Below are 5,191 nucleotides of genomic sequence, written 5' to 3' on the forward strand. Positions count from 1 at the left end.
GCCAAGAATACCAGCATCATGATGGACTTCTCGATGTGATTAACCAAGGCGATCTGGTTACTGTTTCTTACAATCATTTTTACGATCATGATAAATCATCGATTATTGGCAACAGCGACAGTAAAACAGCAGATGAAGGGGCTTTACGTGTAACTCTGCATCACAACTATTATGAAAACACGGTACAACGCACACCACGCGTGCGGTATGGACAAGTCCATCTGTACAACAATTACTATACTGGTGATGTAAAACGCTCCGAATATCCTTCACTGTATATATGGGGCGCAGGTAAATCCTCCAAAATCTTCGCCGAAAACAATGTCATTGACGTTGCCGGTTTAACTGCAGCTAAAATCGTGACTGTCTTTGGAGGAACTGCCCTGTCAGATACGGGCACAATCCTGAATGGACAAGCTGTTAACGCAGGCTCCAGCGCGGGTCTTAGCTCCTCTGTAGGCTGGAAACCATCGCTGAACGATAAAATCTCCCCATCCGCCAGTGTGAAGGCAGAAGTCACTTCCCAAGCCGGTTCCGGTAAGCTGTAAGCACTGCCCGCTAACACAAATAACCACAGGCGCCTACAACCTGCGATTTTACACCAAAAAGGCTGTTTCCTCCGTAGAATGATTCCACACGGAGAGAACAGCCCTTTTTTTATTTTTCATTTGTTTAATTACAAATATAACACGCCTTAACTGCCGTATTGTTCTACCAAAACCGGCTTTTCAAATGCATTATCCAGCTTGCGAAGTTTAGCCTTTACCGCTTCTGGTGGCTCAACCGCAGGCGCATCTGGATGCAGCAACCATGATTTCACAAAGTGCGTATCGGATAATTGAAAGAGTGGAGGCTCTTTCTCAAAGTCAATTTTCATAGCATAAGAACTGCGGGCTGCAAAAGCATCCCCTACAGGTGGGTGAAGCAGATCCGGAGGTGTTCCCGGAATAGCTGCCAGCTTCTGACCATGGCTGTCCAAACTTGGCATAGAAGCGAGAAGGCCCCATGTATATGGATGTTTCGGGTTATAGAAAATTTCATTAACCGTACCTGTTTCCACGATTTGTCCTGCGTACATAACGGCAACGCGATCAGCCATCTTCGCCACAACACCGAGGTCATGAGTAATAAAGATGATGGAAGTATCGATCTTTTTCTGAAGATCCTTCATCAGCTCCAAAATTTGAGCTTGAATCGTTACGTCCAACGCAGTCGTCGGCTCATCGGCGATCAGAAGTTTCGGATTAGCAGCCAATGCCATCGCAATGACGACACGCTGACGCATACCACCACTAAATTCATGCGGATATTGGTTAAAACGCTGTTCAGGATGTGGGATACCTACCAGATTCAGCAACTCAATACCCCGCTTGTGAGCAGCATCCTTGGATATTTTTTCATGCTTGAAAAGCACTTCCGTGATCTGCTTGCCCACTTTCATCGTCGGGTTAAGCGAAGTCATTGGGTCCTGAGAAATCAGGCCAATTTCCTTACCACGAATTTTTTGCATCTGCTTCTCTGTTTTATTAATCAGCTCTTGTCCGTCAAACATAATTTGACCCTTTTGATAAATGCCCGGAGGGGTCGGAATCAACTTCATAACAGCTTGTGAGGTTACGCTTTTGCCTGAGCCGGATTCGCCCACAATCGCCAGCGTCTCTCCTTTATTGACATGAAAGTTTACGCCACGAATGGCCTGCACTAGTCCCTGACGGGTCTTGAAAGATATCGTTAAGTCCTTCACTTCCAAAAGGCGGTTCATCTCATCACTCTTTCATTTATTATTCATCACTATTATTGACCACTATCTAAAAAAACGACGTCCATGAGTCAAGGTATATACGATTAATTTTACTCAGTTTAGTACCTACCAGTCAAGCTATATCTAAAATATCATCAAAAACCTTTCACACCATGTTATATAAATGGAATGTTTGTCCGAAAAAACGATCATTTTTAACCATTTCTGTACTCATTTATAACATGCGCTGGATATAGCTGAAGCGTGCTCCACCCCATGGCGAACGTGTGCAGAGTAGTTCTCCGTTCAATCGGGTAGCAATTTGACGACAAATAGCCAATCCAAGACCTGTGGCACCATTCGAGCCCGCATAGAATCTTCCAAATACCTCGGCTGCCTCTTGTTCAGTCAGCCCTTCCCCATCATCATCCACATGCATAACCCATACAACCTCCGGTGTTGTCCCTGTCTCCAAATGAATGACAACCTCCGTAGAGGTGTGCCGAACTGCATTTTGCAACAAATTCAATATCATACGGAACAATTGCTCGGCCGGAACGGCCACATGCAGGCCCTCTCCCTCCACTCGAAGCGAGATAGAACGTTCAGCAGCCACCGGCATCAATAGATGAACAGCATCCTCCGCCATGCTTCTAAGATCAACCAGAGAGACAGGCCAGTCTTCATTCAGCGCCTCCAACCTCGATAGCTGCAGCAGCTTTTCCACCATATCAATTAACCGCTGGGACTGCACTTTGATGATACTCAGCCCCTCGTCCTGGGATACCACTTGATCCTGAATGGCATATACATAGCCTTGAATGGACATTAACGGTGTCCTTAGCTCGTGAGATACATTTTGCAGGAATTCAATTTGACCGTGGTGGTGCTGCTGAATACGGGCGGACATGGAATGAAAGGTGCTGATCAACTCGCCAATCTCACTTTTATCCGCCTGCGGAAAATCACTATCCTGCGGCTGATTCGGTTCGTAGTTGCCTACCGCCTCCTTCAATCGTTTGAGCGGACGCACCAGACGTGAGACAACCATCAGACCAATGACGAGAATCACCAAAAAACCCGCGATGATAGACAGTAATGTGGTTCTCATTAACGGTACATACAGTGCTCGTAAAGAAGATAAGGGTGAGTATACAAAAATACGAAAAGGTTGTCCGGGCAATTCTTCATTCGTAAACAGTACCTTTTTACCTTGAAGCACAGCCACCCCTTCATGTGTAGCGGTCAGATCCTGGGCAGACGGATGAACCGATGCAAAAAATCCTTGGCGGATCAAAAGCAAACGCTCTATCTTTTTGCCTTCCATTCCAGAGACGCTTGAGTCGATGATGCGGTTATCCGTGCTTAAAATAAAGTAATCAGCAGATAAAAGCACGCCCTTGATAACATAGTTAAATTCAGCATTATCCAGTCGATCAAAGCCTCCGTCGCTCATAATATGGACGGCTTTGCGTGCCTGCTCATGAAGCTTGGATTTGGCCTGATTCACCAGAATGTCGTCGATAAGCCTGATGAATAAGACCACCGTAATACAGACGGTAATAAGCATGGCGATGGTCAGGGAAAGCAGTATTTTAGCTCTCATCGTACGCATGGTTACAACTCCTGAACTGTTGCTTTATATCCGAAGCCCCATACGGTGTTAATGACGAGCGTAGAGTGATATTCAGCTAACTTTTTACGAATCCGCTTGACCAAATCATCCACGACTCTCACATCACCTATAAAATCATAGCTCCACACCTGCTGAATCAGATGTTCCCTGCCGAAAGGTCTTTCCAGATGATTCGCAAGAAACAGCAGCAGGTCGAATTCACGTGAGGTCAAATTTAGCTCTTGTCCGTCCACTGTGACTTTACGAAAGTCAGCAAAAATACACAGATTGCCCGCATGGCATATATCTGCGCTTTCTGCCGCTTGCCTATCGTCTGATGCAGACATTCCGGCCTTGCTCAGTCTCAGCATCGCTTTGACCCTTCCTACCAACTCCCTTGGATTAAAGGGCTTAGTCAAAAAATCACTGCATCCCAGCTCCAGCCCGTGAATACGGTCGTTTTCTTCTCCACGGGCAGAGATCATAATGATCGGCATTTCCGTAAACTCACGAAGCTGAGTCAGTAGAGAAAGCCCATCAATGCCAGGCATCATAATATCAAGAACGAGACAATCCGGATGGTTCGTACGGATATGCTCTACCAGTGTTTTACCACTGGAAAAGGAAGTGACCTCGTAGGATTCTTTTTTCAAATATTCAGATATTAATTGCAGAATGAACACATCGTCATCCACTACTACTATTTTTGTCATGACCTTAACCCCTTGCCGTTGTTCTGGATGCTTCCATCCTCTCTTTAAGCTTAACAGAAGCCCAGCAGAATAGACAAAAGACGGGTATACCGTTCCCGGTCCCGTCTTTCTTATCATGAATCGCTGCTGTATATGCCAGGCGAGCTGAATGCTAACTACATATCAGTCTTATTTCTTGGTTGTTACTGTTTTTGGAGCTGTTTTGACTGTTTTTGGAGCTGCTTTGGCTGGAACTGCTTTTTTAACTGGAGCTTTGTGGGTCACTTTTTTAGCTACGACATGATGTGCACGAGTTTTATGAGTTGTTGCTTTGTGTTTAACAACATTATGTTTTTTTGCATGATGTTTAACTGTACGGTGCTGCACTTTCACTGCTTTTGTTTTGTGGCTTGCCACTTTTTTCGCAACGGATTTTTTGGCAGGGGCTTTCTTCGCTTTGGTTGTTGTTTTATGAGCTGTTGTAGCTTTTTTAACGGGTGCTTTCACCTCAGGTGTTTTCGTCACAGGTGATTTTGCCGGTGTTTTGGTAGCCGGAGTCGTAACCGCAGGAGCTTTGATTGCTGGTGCAGTGCTCGCTGGAGTCGTTGTTGCTGTAGCGGCGAATGCGCTGCTTGCTCCTCCCAATACACTTACTACGGTTAATACGGCTGCTGCATTTTTAGTCCATTTTTTCATGATTGAATCACCTCTCCTTTAAAGTATCTTTAGCTTATCAGGAGAATTCGGGATAATTGTGGAGCAAATGTGTGAAAAGTATATGAAAAAGCGTGCAGCCCTGTATTTAGAAAATACATGAGTCTGCACGCTATGAGTTTTACAATAACCATCTTCACTAACCAATGGCGATCCAGGAAATAATACCGTAGTTATGCGCGGTTTCGTTCCACTTGGTTACGACGATCACTGCTCCATTCGGCGTCTGAGATTTCAGCGTCGCATGAAAGAGAGGGTGGTTCGTCATCGCTACCAACGTGTAGTCCGGGTTTACAAAAGGCTCCCCGAATACAATGGTCACTTCCGTCTCTCCTTCACTGCCTTTCAAAAGAAACGGCGCTCTGCCAAACTGCTGCAATGCTGGCTGATTCGCACAAGTACGGACCGGAGTGATGCTCAAATGCTCCG

6 protein-coding genes are annotated in these 5,191 nt (G+C 45.5%); 1 reads left to right on the top strand and 5 read right to left on the bottom strand.

The window, feature by feature from the left end:
- Window positions 1–548: pectate lyase family protein (locus GRP75_RS18745; RefSeq protein ID WP_483311098.1), on the top strand; the 548-nt coding region annotated here is incomplete at its 5' end.
- Between the two features lie 146 nt (window positions 549–694).
- On the opposite strand, the gene GRP75_RS18750 is transcribed toward GRP75_RS18745, so the two are convergent.
- The 5 genes from GRP75_RS18750 to GRP75_RS18770 all read right to left on the bottom strand — a co-directional run.
- Window positions 695–1,762 (bottom strand): ABC transporter ATP-binding protein, encoded by a 1,068-nt coding sequence (locus GRP75_RS18750; protein WP_160790035.1) that lies wholly within the window; start codon window positions 1,760–1,762, stop codon window positions 695–697.
- A gap of 214 nt (window positions 1,763–1,976) precedes the next feature.
- On the bottom strand, window positions 1,977–3,356 hold the full coding sequence (locus tag GRP75_RS18755; protein ID WP_160790036.1) for a HAMP domain-containing sensor histidine kinase: 1,380 nt from the start codon (window positions 3,354–3,356) through the stop codon (window positions 1,977–1,979).
- A gap of 2 nt (window positions 3,357–3,358) precedes the next feature.
- Window positions 3,359–4,069 (bottom strand): response regulator transcription factor, encoded by a 711-nt coding sequence (locus GRP75_RS18760; protein ID WP_160790037.1) that lies wholly within the window; start codon window positions 4,067–4,069, stop codon window positions 3,359–3,361.
- A 168-nt stretch (window positions 4,070–4,237) separates the two neighbouring features.
- Window positions 4,238–4,744, bottom strand: a complete 507-nt coding sequence (locus GRP75_RS18765; protein ID WP_053325919.1) for a hypothetical protein — start codon at window positions 4,742–4,744, stop codon at window positions 4,238–4,240.
- 157 nt (window positions 4,745–4,901) lie between these two features.
- The coding region (locus GRP75_RS18770; RefSeq protein WP_160790038.1) for a WIAG-tail domain at window positions 4,902–5,191 on the bottom strand (290 nt) is incomplete at its 5' end.

Source organism: Paenibacillus sp. OT2-17 (assembly GCF_009827695.1).
GTDB classification, from domain to species: Bacteria; Bacillota; Bacilli; order Paenibacillales; family Paenibacillaceae; genus Paenibacillus; species Paenibacillus polymyxa_B.

Coding starts and splice junctions, on each gene's coding strand:
- GRP75_RS18750 (WP_160790035.1), bottom strand. CDS start 1,762: ATGAACCGCCTTTTGGAAGTGAAGGACTTAACGATATCTTTCAAGACC.
- GRP75_RS18755 (WP_160790036.1), bottom strand. CDS start 3,356: ATGCGTACGATGAGAGCTAAAATACTGCTTTCCCTGACCATCGCCATG.
- GRP75_RS18760 (WP_160790037.1), bottom strand. CDS start 4,069: ATGACAAAAATAGTAGTAGTGGATGACGATGTGTTCATTCTGCAATTA.
- GRP75_RS18765 (WP_053325919.1), bottom strand. CDS start 4,744: ATGAAAAAATGGACTAAAAATGCAGCAGCCGTATTAACCGTAGTAAGT.